Source organism: Pseudoalteromonas sp. 2CM37A (genome assembly GCF_023161885.1).
Lineage (GTDB): Bacteria > Pseudomonadota > Gammaproteobacteria > Enterobacterales > Alteromonadaceae > Pseudoalteromonas > Pseudoalteromonas atlantica.
On the sequence record NZ_JALNTJ010000015.1, the window covers coordinates 26,122 to 44,446 of the forward strand.

General features: G+C 41.8%; 15 protein-coding genes and 1 tRNA gene. 4 read left to right on the forward strand and 12 right to left on the reverse strand.

Features of this window, described 5'->3' with window-relative positions; genetic code table 11:
- Positions 1 to 4: 4 nt before the first annotated feature.
- The 4 genes from alaS to ribA all read right to left on the reverse strand — a co-directional run bounded on the left by alaS (position 5) and on the right by ribA (position 4,569).
- Complete coding sequence (gene alaS, locus MTF68_RS19080) at positions 5 to 2,605, reverse strand: alanine--tRNA ligase (protein ID WP_055254821.1); 2,601 nt, start codon at positions 2,603 to 2,605, stop codon at positions 5 to 7.
- Between the two features lie 19 nt (positions 2,606 to 2,624).
- Complete coding sequence (locus MTF68_RS19085; RefSeq protein ID WP_004587512.1) at positions 2,625 to 3,077, reverse strand: regulatory protein RecX; 453 nt, start codon at positions 3,075 to 3,077, stop codon at positions 2,625 to 2,627.
- Positions 3,077 to 3,865 carry a BPSS1780 family membrane protein gene (locus MTF68_RS19090; protein WP_004587511.1) on the reverse strand — a complete coding sequence of 263 codons (789 nt, stop codon included), beginning with the start codon at positions 3,863 to 3,865 and terminating at the stop codon, positions 3,077 to 3,079. The genes MTF68_RS19085 and MTF68_RS19090 overlap by 1 nt, the downstream gene beginning before the upstream one ends.
- An 80-nt stretch (positions 3,866 to 3,945) precedes the next feature.
- Positions 3,946 to 4,569 (reverse strand): GTP cyclohydrolase II, encoded by a 624-nt coding sequence (gene ribA / locus MTF68_RS19095; protein WP_024031598.1) that lies wholly within the window; start codon positions 4,567 to 4,569, stop codon positions 3,946 to 3,948.
- Between the two features lie 455 nt (positions 4,570 to 5,024).
- Between ribA and MTF68_RS19100 the strand changes: the two genes are divergently transcribed.
- Positions 5,025 to 6,137 carry an energy transducer TonB gene (locus MTF68_RS19100; RefSeq protein ID WP_154945180.1) on the forward strand — a complete coding sequence of 371 codons (1,113 nt, stop codon included), beginning with the start codon at positions 5,025 to 5,027 and terminating at the stop codon, positions 6,135 to 6,137.
- A gap of 43 nt (positions 6,138 to 6,180) precedes the next feature.
- Here MTF68_RS19100 and MTF68_RS19105 read toward each other — a convergent pair whose 3' ends face one another.
- Both MTF68_RS19105 and MTF68_RS19110 read right to left on the reverse strand, forming a co-directional pair.
- Complete coding sequence (locus MTF68_RS19105) at positions 6,181 to 6,630, reverse strand: low molecular weight protein-tyrosine-phosphatase (protein WP_248463347.1); 450 nt, start codon at positions 6,628 to 6,630, stop codon at positions 6,181 to 6,183.
- A gap of 34 nt (positions 6,631 to 6,664) precedes the next feature.
- Positions 6,665 to 7,171, reverse strand: coding sequence for a DUF3087 domain-containing protein (locus MTF68_RS19110; RefSeq protein WP_004587507.1), 507 nt, complete (start codon positions 7,169 to 7,171; stop codon positions 6,665 to 6,667).
- Between the two features lie 145 nt (positions 7,172 to 7,316).
- Here MTF68_RS19110 and MTF68_RS19115 point away from each other — a divergent pair, with 145 nt between their 5' ends.
- From MTF68_RS19115 to MTF68_RS19125, 3 genes are read left to right on the forward strand one after another with little or no spacing between them, the layout of a single operon-like run.
- Complete coding sequence (locus MTF68_RS19115) at positions 7,317 to 7,952, forward strand: energy transducer TonB (RefSeq protein WP_248463348.1); 636 nt, start codon at positions 7,317 to 7,319, stop codon at positions 7,950 to 7,952.
- A 14-nt stretch (positions 7,953 to 7,966) separates the two neighbouring features.
- Positions 7,967 to 8,539, forward strand: a complete 573-nt coding sequence (locus MTF68_RS19120; protein WP_024031593.1) for a sigma-70 family RNA polymerase sigma factor — start codon at positions 7,967 to 7,969, stop codon at positions 8,537 to 8,539.
- Positions 8,526 to 9,137: a hypothetical protein gene (locus MTF68_RS19125; RefSeq protein WP_248463349.1), complete on the forward strand. Its 612-nt coding sequence runs from the start codon at positions 8,526 to 8,528 to the stop codon at positions 9,135 to 9,137. Before MTF68_RS19120 ends, MTF68_RS19125 begins: the two co-directional genes overlap by 14 nt.
- A gap of 151 nt (positions 9,138 to 9,288) precedes the next feature.
- On the opposite strand, the gene drt4 is transcribed toward MTF68_RS19125, so the two are convergent.
- From drt4 to MTF68_RS19155, 6 genes are all read right to left on the reverse strand, one after another.
- A complete protein-coding gene (drt4, locus tag MTF68_RS19130; RefSeq protein WP_248463350.1) occupies positions 9,289 to 10,944 on the reverse strand; it encodes an antiviral reverse transcriptase Drt4 in 1,656 nt (551 codons plus the stop codon).
- A 225-nt stretch (positions 10,945 to 11,169) separates the two neighbouring features.
- Positions 11,170 to 12,912, reverse strand: a complete 1,743-nt coding sequence (locus MTF68_RS19135) for a potassium/proton antiporter (RefSeq protein WP_096739138.1) — start codon at positions 12,910 to 12,912, stop codon at positions 11,170 to 11,172.
- 174 nt (positions 12,913 to 13,086) lie between these two features.
- Positions 13,087 to 14,463 carry a Na+/H+ antiporter NhaC family protein gene (locus tag MTF68_RS19140; RefSeq protein ID WP_029773935.1) on the reverse strand — a complete coding sequence of 459 codons (1,377 nt, stop codon included), beginning with the start codon at positions 14,461 to 14,463 and terminating at the stop codon, positions 13,087 to 13,089.
- Positions 14,464 to 14,649: 186 nt separating this feature from the next.
- Complete coding sequence (gene pbp4b / locus MTF68_RS19145; RefSeq protein WP_248463352.1) at positions 14,650 to 16,314, reverse strand: penicillin binding protein PBP4B; 1,665 nt, start codon at positions 16,312 to 16,314, stop codon at positions 14,650 to 14,652.
- 9 nt (positions 16,315 to 16,323) lie between these two features.
- Positions 16,324 to 17,499, reverse strand: coding sequence for a DUF1343 domain-containing protein (locus MTF68_RS19150; RefSeq protein WP_248463354.1), 1,176 nt, complete (start codon positions 17,497 to 17,499; stop codon positions 16,324 to 16,326).
- Between the two features lie 538 nt (positions 17,500 to 18,037).
- Positions 18,038 to 18,114, reverse strand: a tRNA-Arg gene (locus tag MTF68_RS19155).
- Between the last annotated feature and the right edge of the window lie 211 nt (positions 18,115 to 18,325).

An 18,325-nucleotide genomic window follows, 5' to 3' on the forward strand; every position in this document is an offset into this window, starting at 1 on the left:
AAGCTTAAACTTTCTCACTTACCCAGGCTGTCACGCTTTCAAGCGCGGCGTTTAGGTTTTCAGGCTGTGAACCACCCGCTTGTGCCATATCTGGACGACCGCCCCCTTTACCGCCTACTTGGCCTGCCATGTGGTTTACAAGCTCACCGGCTTTAACTTTACCGGTTAAATCTTTCGTTACACCGGCAATTAGACTTACTTTCTCGCCGCTGGCAACACCCAGTGCAATAACACCTGAGCCAATCTTGTTTTTAAGGTCGTCAACCATACCACGAAGCGCTTTAGATTCAGTTCCTTCAACGTTTGCCACTAGTAGCTTAACGCCATTAATTTCAACAATCGAATCAAGTAAAGACGCACCCGCTGCACTGGCTAGCTTATCGTTAAGCTGTGCAATTTGCTTTTCAAGGCCTTTAGACTTTTCAAGAAGCGCAGTTACTTTTTCAAGTACCGATGCGCTATCACCTTTTACCAGCGCCGCTACATCGTTTAGCTGTTTTTCTTGCTCGCTTACATACGCCACTGCATCTGCGCCTGTTACAGCTTCAATACGGCGTACGCCTGCAGCAATACCGCTTTCAGATACAATTTTAAATAAGCCAATATCACCCGCGCGCTCTACGTGCGTACCGCCACACAGTTCAATTGAGTAATCGCCAATGGTTACTACGCGTACTTCATCGTCGTACTTTTCGCCAAACAGCGCCATTGCCCCTTTTGCTTTAGCGTCATCAATCGCCATAAGCTCAGTGTTTAGGGCAAAGTTACGACGAATTTCATCGTTAACTACACGCTCAATTTCACGTAGCTCGTCTTTAGTAACCGCTTCAAAATGCGAGAAGTCAAAACGTAAACGCTCAGGCTCAACCAGCGAGCCTTTTTGGCTTACGTGTTCACCTAATAATTGGCGCAGAGCTTCGTGTAAAATATGCGTAGCTGTGTGATTTTTCTTAATACGTTCACGGCGTGCATCATCAATAGTGGCATCTACTTTATCGTTAACCGCAATGCGCCCTTGTACGCTACCGTGGTGTGCAAACGCATTACCCAGTTTAGTAGTGTTAGTCACAGTAAACTCGCCACCTGCAACAGTAATGGTACCGGTATCGCCTGTTTGGCCACCAGATTCAGCATAAAATGGCGTATGGTTAAGTACAACAATGCCTTGTTGGCCGTCTTCTAAAATAGAAACCGACTCACCATTTGCAAACACTTCTACTACTGTAGCGCTGTGATGTGTGCTGTCGTAGCCTTTAAACTCAGTGTGTTTTTCTGACTTTAATTGCTCGTTGTAATCGGCACCAAATTTACCCGCTTGCTGCGCTGTTTTACGCTGTACAGCCATGCACTCTTCAAAGCCTGCATGGTCTATTGTCATTTGGCGCTCACGGGCTACATCGGCCGTTAAATCAGCGGGGAAACCATAGGTGTCGTATAATTTAAATACTAAGTCACCAGGAATAACATCGCCTTTAAGCTCGCTTAGGCTTTCTTCTAAAATAGCTAAGCCACGCTCAAGGGTTTTACCAAATTGCTCTTCTTCAATGCGCAGTACTTTTTCGATAATTTCTTGCTGCTTTGCAAGCTCTGGATAGGCTTGGCCCATTTGTTCAATAAGCGCTGCAACCAGTTTATAGAAAAACGCACCTTGTGCACCAAGCTTGTTACCATGGCGTACTGCACGACGAATAATACGACGCAATACATAACCACGGCCTTCGTTTGACGGCATAACACCATCAGAAATTAAAAACGCACACGAACGAATATGATCCGCCACTACGCGTAACGATTTATCGTTTAAATCCTGTGCGTTAGTTACGCTTGCCGCAGCTGCAATTAAGCCTTGGAACAAGTCGATTTCGTAGTTTGAATGCACGCCTTGTAAAATGGCAGCAATACGCTCAAGGCCCATACCTGTATCAACAGATTGTTTAGGCAGCGGCTCCATAGTACCGTCGCTTTGACGGTTGTACTGCATAAATACAAGGTTCCAAATTTCGATAAAGCGGTCGCCATCTTCTTCAGGCGAGCCCGGAGGACCACCCCAAATGTGCTCACCGTGATCGTAAAATATTTCAGAACACGGGCCACACGGGCCAGTATCGCCCATTGACCAAAAGTTATCTGAGGTAGCAATACGAATAATACGATCTTCGCTTAGGCCAATATCATTGTGCCAAAAGCCAAATGCATCTTCATCGTCGTGGTAAATAGTAACAAGTAGTTTTTCTTGTGGTAATTTAACAACCTCAGTTAAAAACTCCCACGCAAACTTAATAGCGTCTTGTTTAAAGTAATCGCCAAAACTAAAGTTACCTAGCATTTCAAAAAATGTATGGTGACGCGCTGTGTAACCTACGTTTTCTAAATCGTTATGTTTACCACCAGCACGCACACAACGCTGTGCACTTGTAGCACGCGTGTAAGGGCGAGTTTCGGCGCCTAAAAACACATCCTTAAAAGGAACCATGCCGGCATTGTTAAATAACAACGTGGCATCGTTACCCGGAATAAGTGAAGCCGATTGGACAATTTGGTGCTGTTTGCTGGCAAAAAAGTCTAAAAACTGTTGCCTAAGTTGTGCCGTAGTCATGTGCTGCATGTGAAAATCTCACCTGTATTTACTGTGCTTGCATTGCAAAATCAATTTGTTCGTAGCTAAATCCTCGGTACATTAAGTAGCGCACGCGCTTAGCTTTATCTTTGTACTCGAGGTTGGCCGGTGTAGTTGAATACTTTTTGTTGTACGCTTCCTGCGCAAGCTCAAACCAGTCTATTTCAAGCTCTTCAACCACTCTTTCAAGTAGTGAACGGTCAATCCCTTTGCCTATGGCTTCGCTTTGAATGCGCTTTAAGCCATGGCCTTTAAAAATGTGTTTTCTGACAAACCCTTCGCAATAGCGTTGCTCGTTAATAAAATTGTGCTCTTCGCACCAATTAAGCAGGGTTTCTATAAACTCGTCGCTGGCTTCTTTTTGCTGAAGCTTAAAGGTTAACTCGCGGCGCGAATACTCTTGGCGCCCAAGTAACCACAGTACATAGTTTTTAAGTTTTTGTTTTAACTTATCATCCATTAAGCGTCAAAGCGCCCGCTTTGTTCACTGCTAAGTGGTTTAACATTGCTATCGTCACTTGGCGGTACAACTGGCATAAAAATAGCCTGATAAGATACAAAGAAACTAATGTAGCAAATTGGCATTAAAATCAACAGCGGTAAGAACGATAAGAACATAGAAAGCGCCATAAATAACACACAAATAATGCCAAAAACACTCAATGCGAACAGGTTATGATAAAAAACCAATAGCGAATTTTTAAGCGCCGTTAAAATGCGTTTTTCTTTACTAAAATAAATAAGCGGTACCGCGTAAGCAAACGCCATTAAATACACCGCCATTGCCACTAAAAATAGCACCACACTGGCGCCCGAAATACTATTTAAGGTTTGCTCAAGCGCAATGTTAGGATCAAGCCCCTCTTGGCTCATAATAGCCACCGCATCGGCAAATAGGCCATTAGCTAATAAGGCCATTAAAATACCCGCCCCCATTTGGTAAAGCGCTAAACGTAGTAGTCCTAAACGGTTACCTTTTGCGCTAAAGGGTTTGAGTATGTCGGCGAGCATAATTTTACCGCCCTGCTGCTTGCTAAGCACCGCCTGATAAAAGCCGGCGGTTAAAAAAGGCGTAGCAAGTGCCGCAACAACTTGCAGCAAAGGTAAAAATAACGACAGTATGCCCACTATGCCTATTAATAAGTGCATAACTACAAAGGTAAATGGCTGGGTTTTAAAAATATGCCAACCGGCTTTAAACCACTTTAGCCCGGCATCGGCTTTAAAAATTCGTAATTCGTTAGACATACTGGCTCTTAAATTAAACAAAACACGCCAAGTATAACTTGGCGTGAGGGGGGATTAACAGACACTACATGATTAAATAGTTAAGGTTTTTTAATTTTTTTAATATCTAACATATGTGCGCCGTGTTTTATTTTGGTTTCTAGGTAAGCTTTGTTACCTGTAAGGCCTGCTTTAATATGCGCGTGGGTACCAATAACGGTGTCTACTTCAATGCCGGCATCTTTTAATGCATTAAGCTTTTTAGGGTTATTGGTCATTAATTTAACGTGGCTTAAATTAAGTGCGTTGAGCATTAATACCGCGTCCGAAAAATCACGCAAGTCGTCAGCAAAGCCTAAGTGGTTATTAGCCTCGTAAGTGTTCATACCTTGAGATTGCAGCACGTAAGCATCAATTTTATTATATAAACCAATACCTCGGCCCTCTTGGCGTAAATACAATAACACCCCGCCTTGCTCGTGCATCATTTCAATACACTCATTTAACTGCTCGCCACAATCGCAGCGCGATGAATGAAACACATCACCGGTTAAACACTCAGAGTGCATGCGAATAAGCGGCACATTTTGATTTACATCAGCATTGTTAAATACAAACGCAACGTGTTCTTGGCCGTCTTTTAAGCCACTAAAAGACACTATTTCTGCGGGAATATCACTATTTTTGCCAACATTAAGCTGGGCTCTTGCTCTTACTTGCGCCACGACAAATCCAAATAATTAAATAACTACGACACCATAAGGTGATAATATCACAAATGTTTAAAGTTAGATCGTAGTACACTAGGTTTATGGCAAATATATGGCGATTACACAGGCTATTTTCAATCTTAATATGCAATAAACTCCCACTACCTAGGGCTATTTCCCCAAAAAAATGACAAACTTGAACGCATTTGCTATTTTAATTTTATTACTTTTACCACGCTGCTTATACATTAAGTTAATACACCGCACCTATAAAAAGCTAAAACGGTGTTACCTAGTTACCTCAGCAGGCACTATTAGTACAGTTTAATGACGAAAATTAGTTACAGCTTAGTGCACATGGGTATTAGGTAATTAGTTAGTTTTATAAGCAAGCGCCCACACAAAAGATAATGAAAACCATTATCACTTGTGGTATTTTGTTTCTAGATTGAACACTAATAGGGATTATTATGAAAGCACAACACCTCGCCTTAGTTATCGGATTAACCTTTACGGCTTTTGCAAGCCAGGCCAATGCAAGCCAAGTAAGCGATGATAAAGCCGCCTTTTCTGATGCATACCAAAGTTATTTAACGGCTGTTAAAAAAGACGAAAACATAGAGCAAGCAGCTAAACATGCCTATATTACAGGCCTTGCGCTTTATGGTGATAAAAGTGATAACACCGCAAGCCTTGCTATTAATTACGCCAAAGCAATTACAGCGCCGCGCTCTATCAACGACAAAAAAAATGTATCAGAGCAACGCTTCGAACTTTACTCGCAAGCCTATACAATACTGGCAAATAACCACGGTAAAAATGCAATAGAAACAATCGATGCCCTAATAGGCAAGGCTGAAAACACCAGCTCGGCCTATCAAGCCGATAACGATTACGACCGTATAATTGAAATAGCTAAAACACAAAACAACCCTAAATTTGTTGCCGACATGCAGTTTGAAGCAGCCTCGCTGCTTGCCAAAAAATTTGCTCATAAAAAATACCATAAAGCTAAAACACTGCTTAACCAAGCCGATGACTACTACCGTAATAACCTAGACGACAACACCGTAGAGCGCATTAAAGCCGACTTTTTAATGGCGTCGTTTGCTCAAGGTAAGAAAAAATACAATGAAGCCATTGAACGACTAAACCATGTTGTATCGGTATTTGATAACAACTTAAGCTTTGATCACAGCGCTGAGCTTACTGCGCACTCAAAGCTTGTTAACCTTTACGAAAAAACAGGCCAAAGCGAACAAGCCACTAAGCATTGTTTAGCAATTGCTAAAATGGTGCCGTGGAAAAAAACACAAGAGCAAACACCTATATATCGCAAAAACCCTGAGTACCCACAAAACAAAGCGCGCCAAATGCGAGACGGTATTGTCGTTGTTGAATTTGACGTAGATACCGCAGGCTTTGTTAAAAACCCAGAGGTAGTTAGCTCACAAGGGGGTAAAGAGTTTGAAAGGTCGGCACTTACAGCCCTTAAAAAGTGGCGTTATGCACCAAAATTTGAAGATGGCCAACCCGTTGTTGCAAGCACGCAAGTACAGCTCGACTTTAAAATAGCCAGATGACACGCAAGGTATTATAGCGTCTTTTTTGTTCAGGTAGCTTTATTCAAAGCTTTGCGAGTATTTTATCGCTTGCGGCTTCAATTAAATCGAGCACATTTTCAAAGCCATCATCGCCGCCGTAGTATGGGTCGGGTATGGCGCTTTGGCTTTGCTCGCCGTATTCTAAAAACAATGCCAGCTTGTAATGTAAATGGGTGGGGCATTGCGCTTTTAAGTCAGCTAAGTTTTGTGTGTCGGCCGCTAAAATTAAATCAAACTCAGTAAAATCGCTGCTGCGAACTGGGCGCGAAAATATACCTTTAAAGCTATAACCGCGTTTTTCGCCTGCAGCCATTGAGCGGCTATCTGGCGTTTTACCTTCGTGGTAGCCAATAGTCCCTGCCGAGTCGACTTTTAACTCAACACCTAATTTTTTAGCACGCACTTTTAACACTGCCTCTGCTGTGGGCGAGCGGCAAATATTACCTAAACACACTATCAGTACTTTTTTCATTAAGGCTCCTTTAGCTAATTTAACCACCTAGGCTTTAAAACTGTTTTAATATAGCCTCGTTATAGTCATCGGCATTTAAAGTCAGGTTATACTTGGCCGCCACACTATCAAGCTCCGCTTGTTTTATAGCTAACTCATCCATAGTAATGGTGTTATCGTCAAGCTGCCATAAAAGCCGTGAGCCCGCATAACTATAATGAATCGCTAACAATGCATCGGCATTACCCTCACGCCCTGCCGCTTTTAGCTTTGGCATTTTGCGGGTTATTTTATTAAGCGCTTGTTTTAGCTCCCACACGTACACCACTTCGGTCATAAAACTATGGGTACGGTATTTATTTAACAGCCAGCCAATGGCCAAACTTGTTATAACAACACCGGTTAAATTCCAATGAAAATGGCTCCCGCTTTCATCAGGAAACAACGCAATTAACGTTTGCGATATAGCCAAGCTGCCAACAGCTAAACCCGCCGCACACCCAGCAATTACCCTATTTAAATGTTTGCGGTAACGTGCTTTATCTATTTGTATGAGTTGCATAACAGCCTAAAAAATTAATAAGTAAAAATATAGCGAACGCTATTGTAACTAAACCCCGCAATTTTTATAAAATTATTTAACCCCTTTTTGATTTGCCCCCCGTTATAGCTTTTAAACAACCCAATAAGTTTACTCGGAGCGGCTTATGCACACACTTGAAGTACCCAATAATTCAGCATTTATTAAAACATCAACCGCCATTATTGGCGGCGCAGTAATGACCTTTGCCGCCTTTGCATTTATGCAATACCTAATTAGTGGCGAGCAGCGCGCACCTATAAAACTTGGCGACGATATTATTGTAGAGATTTTTCAGGCACCAGAGGATTCAAAAGTAAGGCATATACAAAAAATACAGCCACCACCGCCTGTGCCAAAAACGCCACCTAAAGCGCCACCAGTCGATACCTCAAACGACCCTGTAATAGCGATTAACGAATTAACACCAATCACTATTGATGATTTTGGAGATGACATAAATAGCACGATTAACCGCCCAACAGGCGATGCAACCCCCATAGTGCGCATAAATCCAAAATACCCAACATCTGCCGCGCGCAATGGCATAGAAGGCTGGGTGCGACTGAGCTTTAGTATTTCGCCCACCGGCGAAGTAATAAACCCAGTGGTAATAAACGCCGAGCCCAAACGCACCTTTGACCGCGAAGCAATAAGAGCCATAAAACGCTGGAAATATCGCCCCAAAGTAATAGAAGGTGTGGCACAATTACAAACAGATCAAACCGTACAGCTCGATTTTAAATTAGATAACTCTATTTAACGGACTAAACGCCTATGCTACTCAGTATTAAGTCATGGTTATTTGAAACGCCAAGCAAGGATTGCATGGCAAGTTACGCAAAAAGTGGCGACAACCGCTACTTAGAACAGCTTATTGCCTTATACAGTAACGATTTATATCACTACCTAGTGACGCAATCTAATACGCATTTAGCATACGACGTAAGCCAACAAACCTGGCTAAAAGTAATCGAAAAACGCCACCTTTACCAAGCGCAAACCACGCCAAAAGCGTGGTTATTTAAACTCGCGCGCAACACATTAGTAGACGAATACCGCAAACAGCAACGCTTTGTAGAGCTTGACGAAAACACCCACCTACCCGCGCAGCAAAATGAGCAAGGTAATAACAATAGTATTAGCAATATAAATTACCAAGCGTTCGATAGCGCACTCAAGCAACTGAGCTTTGTACAGCGCGAAGCCATTACCTTACAACAAGAAGGCTTTAGCCTCGCCGACATAGAGCTTATAACGCAAAGCAACCATGAGAGCGTAAAAACAAGGCTGCGCTATGCCAAGCAAAACCTTAAACGTTTATTAGGAGCAAACAATGAACAAGCCTGATGAGCAGTTTGATCAAAAGCTCACTCAACACTACAAAGAGCGAAAAGCACGCACTACACTCAGCGCTTCCCAAAAAAAAGCGTTACTTAATAATGCCAGCCATAAAAAGCCCTCAAGGCTTAGTTTTACGCTACAGTTAACCAGCCTTGCCTGCGCACTGGGCGTATTCGCCTTTATTGTGTTTGATAGTAACGAGGGCATTAACCACGCACCTAAAACCGTACTTAACACTATCGATATTCACGACTACTCAATTATTAAAACCCACGAAATAAACCCATCGGGCAGTTACACAAGCGCCATTACCGAGCAAAAACACGCACTCGATACTCAACACGCTAATAGCTTGCGCTTACACCAACAACGCCACATAGAATACGGCACGCTCGTAAAGGTTGATAACGACTGGTACATAGCCAGCTGTAATGACGAGGTACTAGTGCAAATTAAGCAGTCACTGCTCAGTGATTTAAAGGGTAAACATGCGGTAGAAAGTGGTCTAAATACGGGTGATATGCTGGCTATGGCGCATAACGGTAAAGGGCAGATTGTAGCGCTTAAACATGCGGGAGTTGGGGTTAGGCAGTGTGGGGCTTAGGTGGTTTGTCTCAGTTAAGGTTGGTGGTAATTTAGATAAATATTACCACCGAGAACACAGAGGCGCTTCGCGCTGCACTGAGGAAAAATCACTACATAGCTAACTTTATTCACCTTCATTAACAAAAGCTTTAAATAATACTCTATAAAAACTAGAAGACAGCCGAATCTTCATCTGGATTTTTGTTTACAGCAGGTATAGTCATTTCTGAAAATACGGTTTTTAACGCATTTGATGTCATTTCACTTTGAATTTTATCACAGTTTATTTCAGCTTTAGTTTTCGTATTTCGGGGTATAAAATTAACCTTATGTTTTTTTAAACAACGAAATACCTTGTCAGTATAAGGTTCATCAATTAACAGGTCTTTTAGGTATAATTGATAAAGTAATAGCCAATAACTATCTTTTTCATAGTTATCATCACCAGCAATTATAGTATTCGCAAATTCAACTATCATTGCGTTGAAGTCATGCATCTCTAGTAGCAAAGTAATTGCAACGCAATCACCGCTCGCAATGACCTTTTCAGCAGTTTCCTTTTTTGGTATGACGTTATTAGTTAACATTGTATGGAGAGGCCAAGACATGCCATCAGACCTGAACTTATCAGCATTTTCTTGTATTATTACATTTAATTGTTGCTCGAAAATCCCTGCATTTATCTCTGCTTTGCCTAATAATTTGTCAAATAATGGAAGTAAAACTGGATAATGCCAAGCAAGGTTCAAAAGAGCTTCCAATAAACTTACATTAGCATCTTCATCTAAGTAATTAATGATTAATGATATTGCATACTTTAATACACTTCCATCTGGCGTACTTTTATTAATTCCAATAGCTTTATTTAAAAACGTAAGTGCTTCGTCAGCAGAAATTTTTGGCTCGTTTTCTCCTGCGCTACCTAAACGGCTTGGTAATGCACTTTTTAAATCTAGCACCCACTCATCTTCAAAAGCTGCTGGTAATTCTATTATTGATGTTTTCTTTAAGTTTAGTGTTAACTTATAAATAGCGAGAGAGTTGGATAAATCTTGAATGAAGTTTTGAGCGTCCTCGCTAGTCACGCAATAGCAAGTATAATCGTCAATGTATCTATGGAACACATAACCTTTACTTTTTAAGGCTCCATCAATTTTTCCTAAGATTAACTCGCTCACAATACTAGAAGCTGCCGAACCTATTGGTATTCCCTGAGTTTCATTACGCTTAGTTTTACATTGGTACATATCTAAAGCATTAAACCAAGTGCGTTTATCATCTTGCTGAGTTTTAGCCTCCTGGATACCAACACCAGCCCATGCAATTGAGTGAGAATAAATACTATTAAAGCAGTTAGCTATATCTGCATGCACTCTATATCGCTTTGCAAAAGAAGAGCTATGCGATCGACTAATTTTTACGAATGGCTCTTCATAATTCATTACAACCAATCGCTTTTCTATATGATGAAATTCAGGCTTAATTATACTATTTACGTTTTCGGTGACACATTTCAGATGTTCCCAGTTGTCATGTATACACTTTACTAGTAATGAATATCCTTTAGGATGGACAAGCCCCAGTACTCTAGGCACATTATTATATCTTGTCGCTTTATATTCAACTAAGTCGTAGCCAGATTTACGCCTACCTCTTATCTCTTCAAGTTTAGCAATCTCTTCAGCTACTTCTGGCGTAAATTGCCTTGTATCAAGACTCGGTGGTAACTCACCTATATTAGCTCGTTGATTTGGAAAATAGTTGTATCTAGTGAGAGCCTCATATAAAGCCCTTTTATCATCTGTATCACCAAAAATCTGGCTCATAAACATTCCTTTGTATATTTCATATAGTTAGTTTACCTGAAACCGCCTAAGACAGAAATTTCTTAGCTTCAAAGTAGTCAATTGCTGCTTAGAAAAATCGCATGATTATCATTGTGCCAGCACGCCCAATGATATAGTTTTTAGAGGCTACCGCTAGTTTTCGTTGGGTTTCGTGTCACTCAACCCAACCTACGTCGCTAATATCTTGTAAATTATCGGTAATGGTTACTGCTTTAAAAGTCGTTGCTCTGGATTGTGTAAGTACTTTAAGCCGATGGTCACTATACGTGTATGTACCATTGTTATAACGCGTAGTTGAACATTACCAATAACCACAATTGAGCCTTTACTGATTTCTCCTGAGAGCTTTTGGTTGATCACCTCTTCCAAGCTTATGCCCTCTGGGGCGTCTATTTTCATGTGATACGAGTAAAATATATCGCCTACTAGCGTAACCCCTTTCACTTTAAGTTCGTTGCGCGCTAAGTGGCTGTCTTGGTGGTTTGTTTTATCGGTTGCTGTAAAAACTAAATCAACAAAAGGTCTGTTAGCGGGTTTTAAAACAACAAATAAATGATCGTTTGGTTTTAATTTAGTAGAGCCGCGTGGCGGTATGATTGAAGGCCCTCGTGTGATCATGGCTACAACTACACTTTCTGGCAGTGCAGCATGAGACAAACTGCGCCCAGAAACGCGAGAAACCTCACTTAACGTATACTCTACAATTTCTATATCAATATCGTTTAGGGCGGTAATTTCGAGCGTTGCAGCTGCTAAATCGGGTGGCGGCTCTATTAAACTTAACTTTTTAGCCATCCAAGGCATAGTTGAGCCTTGCAACGTGGCCGAGATTAACACCACGAAAAAAACCACATTAAAAATAAGCTCCGCCCCTGAAAGGCCAAACAACAGTGGGAATATAGCTAAAATAATCGGCACTGAGCCTCTTAGCCCCACCCAAGATACAAATAAAGTTTCGCGATTATTAAAGCCAAATAATTTTAAAACTGGCGCTACCGCTAGTGGGCGAGCAACAAAAATAAGTGCCAGTGCAATTAACAACCCTTCTAGCCATACATCAACCAACGACGAGGGGTTAATTAAAAGCCCTAACACAACAAACATGGTTATTTGCCCAAGCCACGCTAAACCGTCATGAAACAGAAAAATACCGCGTTTATATACAAATTTACTGTTACCTAAAATAACGCCGGTTATAAATACAGCTAAAAAGCCACTGCCGCCAAGCGTTGCAGAAAGGCCAAAAGAAAGCAGCCCAAATGCGGTTACCATTACTAAATACAAACCTGATGCATTTAATTTTATTCGATTAATAAACCACACCGACACCTTACCAATTAAAAACCCACAAACGGCGCCTACGCCCATTTGCTGGGCAAATAACTGCAGTAAACCCAGCCCTATTGGCATGTCGTTCACTAGCATTTCGAGCAAACCAACCGTTAAAAAAATAGCCATTGGGTCGTTCGAGGCACTTTCTATTTCAAGGGTTGATTTAAGTTTTTTATTTAAGTGAATACCGGCGCTTCGTAAAAGTGCAAATACGGCTGCGGCATCTGTAGAGCCCACAATAGCGCCCAACAAAACGCCTTGTAATACAGGTAAGTCTAAAATATAAGTGGCGACAAGGCCGGTAATTACAGCCGTTAAAAGCACCCCGACCGTTGCTAAAGCCGAAGCAGGTTTCCACACTTGTTTAATAGAGCTGGTTGGCGTTTGTAGCCCACCATCAAATAGAATAATAGCCAGTGCTAGGGTGCCCAGAGCATGAGCCGCCTCTGCGTTATCAAATGATATACCTGCAATACCGTCTTCACCTGCAAGCATGCCCACCAGTAAAAATAGCACCAGCACGGGTAAGCCAACGCGCGCAGATAGCTTGCTCGAGATAACCCCTAGTAAAATTAAAATGGCACTAACAAGAATGATATTATCTATTACAAACATAGTGTGGGTTTACAGCCTTGTATAAGTTAAAAAGTAAGAATTTATAGCTATTAAAAAGCTTAAAGCTCATGCCATACAATAACCTAAAAAATATAAATACGGGTACTTAACTGCATATTTAAAACAAAAAAGCCTGCGATTAAGCAGGCCTTTTTGTATTTAAACGAGCAAATTTTATAACACAATTATGCTTGTTACTAAATACGCTATAAAAGTCAGTGCGCCGCCAAATAACGCATATGGTAGCTGCGTTTTAACGTGGGTGAGTAAGTCACACCCCGAGGCGAGTGCCGATACAGCGCTGGTGTCGGATATAGGGGAGCAGTGATCGCCAAATATACCGCCACCTAAAATAGCGCCTACCACCAGTGAAGGTGGTAAGCCTAACGCTTGAATAAGCGGCACACCAATAGGAATAAGTATGGCAAATGTGCCCCACGATGTACCCGTAGTAAACGACATAACCGCGCCAGTTAAAAACAGCACTGGTACAATTAAGTAAATAGGTAGGTAATCGCCCACTAGTGATGCGACAAATACGCCCGTGCCTAGCTCTTTTAAGCTTGCGCCCAGTGTAAGTGAAAGCAATACAATGCTCACCAGCGGTAATAACTCGCCCATGCCTTTAAAGCCGGTATCGACTAATTGATGGTGAGTAAATTGGCGCGAGCTAATCATTAAAACATATGCAACCACAATGGCTAATACCGTTGCGTATAAAACCGATTTAGAGCCGCTGCCTTCTGCAAGTACGCCGTTGCCGGTGTAAAACATAAAGCCTACCATGCTCACAATTAGGGTAAGTAATGGCACGAGCATGTAACGCGCTTTAGAGCCTTTTACTTCTTCTTTTAGATCGGTTTTTTGCAGCTCTAGCTTTTGCTCGGCTTCTTTCATTGGGCCGTGTACTTTATCAAACGCGATAGTGTAAAACACAATAACTAGCGTGATAATCGCGTAAAAGTTATACCCTACGCTGCCCCATAAAATAGAAACTGCCGATTCGCTTAGCTCGTAATTGCCAAGTAAACCCAGTACAAATGCGCCCCAACCGTTAAGTAATATTAAAATACACACCGGTGCACTGGTACTATCAATAATATAAGCAAGGCGGGCTCGGCTCATTTTAAACTTGTCGAACAAGCCACGCGATACAATACCTGAGGTTAATACGCTGAGGTTTGACTCTATAAATACCGCGATGCCGGTAAACATGGTTAAAAAGCCAACTTGGCGCTTACTTTTTGCAATGCCTTTATTCATAAGCATATTAACGGTGGCTGCTACGCCGCCAGATTCGCGTATGTAGGCAAGCAAGGCACCAATCATAATACTGAATATTAAAATGCGAGTGTTACCCGGCGAGCTGGCTACCGATATTATGCGCTCAATGGTATTTAAAAATGTAGCAAATAAGGTATTACCCTCGCCTTGTATAGCGAGTAAAAATTCTGACGAAGCCACGGCCACCAAAAGTGCCATTATTACTTCTTTTCGCCAAAATACGATAGCGATAGCAATGAGCGGCGGTAATATAGAATACCAAGACATAAATTAACCTTTATTTATAGCGAAGTGCGTTCGCTTTATTCACGTTGAAACGCTTATTTTACAGGCCGTTTAAAAATGTGGCCTGAATTTGTAAACCGCTTAGCTTAATGGATTGGCTTAGTTAAGTCACCTGCAAATAAATCACTTAAGGCACTGCACTTAGGCCGTTTTAGCCTAAACGATAATTTATTGATTTAGTAGTGCTTCGTAAATAAGCGATACCACCGAGCCATATTGCGCGGTCTCGTATTGTTTGCCCAAAAACTGGTAATGTTTTTGGCTTCCTTTTATTTTTGTGTGCCGCGCATTGGTCAATAATATAATGGCTAAGTCGTAGGTTGGATCAATAACCGTTACTGTACCCGTCCAGCCGGTGTGCCCATACGCTTGTGCGCTTGCGTAAGGGCCAAAATGCCAACGCCTGGCTTGGTTGTTACCTGCAAGCCTAAAGCCTAGACCATAGGTTTCGTTGTTTAATTGTGGCGTTACAAACTGCGCTAAGGTTGATGCGCTAAATAATTGGGTATTGCCAAAGCCACCTTGGTTTAATAGTACTTGGCAAAGCACAGCTAAATCGGGTGCATTACTAAATAAACCGGCATGCCCTGCTACGCCATTAAACGAATAAAATGCTCGCTCGTCGTGCACTTCGCCCTGCAAAACATTGGTACGAATATTTTCAAAGGCAATACGGCCATCACGGGTATTGCCGCTAAGCTCGGTTGCTGCAAATTCAGCGCGTTTAAAGCCCTTTTTAAGTGGATTAAATACCGTATTGGTCAATTTAAGTGGGGCGTAAATGTGTTGCTCTAGGTAGTTATCAAGTGGTTGCCCGGTTATACGCTCAACCAGTACGCCTAAAATCATGTAATCAATATCGGAGTAAACTGCTTGTGCGGGGTATTTATTGCTCAGCGGCACTTGCGTAAGTAACAGCTGCTTTGTGGTTTGGCTATTTTGTGAAAAATACGCATCGCCATTTTTAGCACCTTTACGATGAAAATCAAACGCAGGCGGGTAACCCGCTGTATGCGTGAGTAAATCTTTAACTGTGCGCAGCTCGCGGCCATCACCTTTGTATTCGGGTAAGTAACTTTGTACGGAGTTGTTTATATTTAAAAGCCCTTCACTTACAAGTTTCATAAGGGCAAAATTAGTGGCAAATATTTTGGTGTTAGAGGCTAAATCAAACAGAGTATGTGTTTGCATTGGCTCTGGGCGCAGTAGCAGCAAATCACTTTGCTGGTACTGTTTGGCATCGCCATAGGCACTAAGCTTTATTAGTTCGCCACTTTTAATAACAGCCAATACCGCCCCCGGAAAACCAGCTTGTATGTCTTTTTCAATAAGGGCATCGACCTGGCTAAAGTCTATATTACTTTGCGCAGCGGTATTTAAGGTTGGAAACTCAAAGCGCAAGGTAAGGCTTGCGCCTTTAGGTTTAATATTTTCAACCTTAAACGTATTTACCCCGTTGTGGGTGCGCCTTGCTAGCGAATACTCATATAAAGTATTGGCGGCTAATTGGTTGGTAATATTAAGCTTTTGGTTATTTATAAAAATATCGGCGCTTATCGCGTTATTATTTTGAATTAATAACTGCCCTCGCCCTTTATACGCTTTAAATGTGCCACGGTTATTTACGTACTCACGGCTGCTTGGGTTAGCCTCAGGAAAAGTGACAATAACTTGGGCGTTTGGAAGCGTTACTAATTTGCTTTGCTTAAGCTCACTTGCTGTAAACTCATTTGGCTTATTTGCCGTACTGCACGCTACAAGAGTCGCGCTAACAAGTGCCAATAAAGCCTTTTTAAAACAGCTGCTTAATGTTTTTTTTATTACTAAAGCCATTTGCACCCCTTACTTGTACAGCAAATACGGCGCTCGTTGCTTTTTAAATGCTGCAACCCCTTGCTGCCAACTTTGTTTTATTTGCCGCTCTGATTGCCCTGCTTCAATAGCTAACCGTAGTTTGTTGGTACCAGCCAATTTATCCATAAAATCAGCGCGTTCAAAAAAGGTAATATTGTTTTTAGATAATTTATTATAAGCCGTAATTAAATAACTTAAATCAAGCCCGCGCGTGTTTGCTGTGCGTAGATCGAGCCCTTTTACCGTTATATTTTTAAATTTAGGGTTTGCTGCCGCCCCTTTAATAGAGCGCGGTGTAAAACTAAAACCCCCAAGCGCAACGGGAGAGTAGCCAATTACTTGAAACGCAAAGTCGGTGCCTCTGCCAATACTTACAGGGGTTGCTTCAAAAAAGCACAGCGACGGATACAGCGCAATTGATTGATCGTTAGGTAAATTAGGGCTGGGTTTTGCAGGTAAACTGTAGGATGTTGAGCGCGTGTAATGATCAACCGGGATCACCGTAAGCTTTAAATCAGCCGCTTTATTGATCCAGCTTTCGCCTTTGATCATTTTTGCAAGCTCGCCTACCGTCATGCCGTGCAGCACGGGGATTGGGTGCATACCTACAAACGATTTAAATTGGCGCTCAAGTATTGGCCCATCAACGTAGGCAATATTGGGGTTTGGCCTATCAAGCACAATAAACTCAATACCTTGCTCGGCTGCGGCTTCCATCATGTAATGCATAGAGCTTATGTAGGTATAAAAGCGCACGCCCACATCTTGTATATCAAAAATAATAGCATCTACTTCGCTTAGAGCCTCAGCGCTTGGTTTTTTGTTTTTGCCATAAATAGAAATAAGCGGGATACCGGTTTTACTATCAACCGCATTTTTAACATGGGCTCCAGCGTCGTGATCGCCTCTAAAGCCATGCTCAGGTGCAAAAATTTTGGTTATGGTTATATTTTTAGTGAGTAAAGCATCAACCAAATGAGTATTTTCAACAAGCGATGTTTGATTTACCACAAGGCCAACACGTTTATTTTGTAGCTGTGGCAAATAATGTTTGTATTGAGCAGCGCCAACAATTGGCGTTGTTTGAGCTGTGTGAGCGTGCGCGCCCACATTAAAAATAGTGATAAATAGTAAAACAAAGGTGATGAATACAGCTTTAAACATACAGCAAGTTCCTTTTAAACAAGGTGTTTAAAATACCACAGCTTAAGTTAAAGAGCAGTGAATGGTTTTGAGCTGTACATAAGTAACTAGAAGCTGCGCTTCTAACGTGAGCACGCTTTACGTCTACGACAATTAAACTCAGGGTTTAAAGTTTTCCCGTAGGCGCTAAGCTTGCTAGCGCGACGAGCATCGCTCGTAAATGGGTTAAATACTAATGTTGGTTTTGAGCTTCTCATTTATTCCTCTTTCACTTCTCTTTGTAATGTTTCTTAAAACAAATTATTCACAAAGAGGTTAAGAGGCGCTGCGCTTTTAGAGAAGTGACTGAATAGAAGATTTGGCACTATGTAAAATTGGATTTTACTAATACCTGATAGCTGATAGCTTTCTCAAAATTCAGATACAAAAAAACCGACTTAATGTCGGCTTATGTATGAAAGTGGTGGGCGCAGGACGTATCTTCTAAGAGTGAACCTCCAACTGCTTGGCTTTAAGCCAACACTTTACTTATTTATACTCTAAGCAGAGTCTATGAAAGTGGTGGGCGCAGGAGGATTCGAACCTCCGACCGCCTGGTTCGTAGCCAGGTACTCTATCCAGCTGAGCTATGCGCCCACATTCATTTTTTCTTATTTATACTCTAAGTGGAGTTTCTGAAAGAATAAATATAAGTACACACCGTAAAATATGCGCTTAACTTATATGTTATTTCAGACACAAAAAAACCGACTTTTGTCGGCTTATGTATGAAAGTGGTGGGCGCAGGAGGATTCGAACCTCCGACCGCCTGGTTCGTAGCCAGGTACTCTATCCAGCTGAGCTATGC